1 protein-coding gene is annotated in these 235 nt (G+C 57.4%); it reads right to left on the bottom strand.

Translation table 11 applies throughout. The annotated features are described in order from the left end of the window. On the bottom strand, positions 1–235 hold a 235-nt coding region (locus ACTHSQ_RS11480; RefSeq protein WP_440375975.1), incomplete at both ends, for a surface lipoprotein assembly modifier.

A 235-nucleotide genomic window follows, 5' to 3' on the forward strand; every position in this document is an offset into this window, starting at 1 on the left:
TTTCTCTTTGTCGCGGCGGGGTTGTTCGAGTACGTCGTTTTCTTCGCGGTGGCTGCGGATGCCGTAGGTGGCGGAGGCGGAAGCGTCGAATCCGGCTTCAAACATTTTTGCCGCGCCCAGCCGTGCGGAGATGAGGAGGTAGCTGTCCACCGGTTCTTTGTCTTTGCACTGATGCCAGTATATGCCGCCGTAGAGCATGAGGTCGTTTCGCGGGAAGTAGGACAGGGTGTTGTAA

Origin of the sequence: Neisseria sp. P0009.S008 (genome assembly GCF_051958615.1) — a bacterium.
Lineage (GTDB): Bacteria > Pseudomonadota > Gammaproteobacteria > Burkholderiales > Neisseriaceae > Neisseria > Neisseria subflava.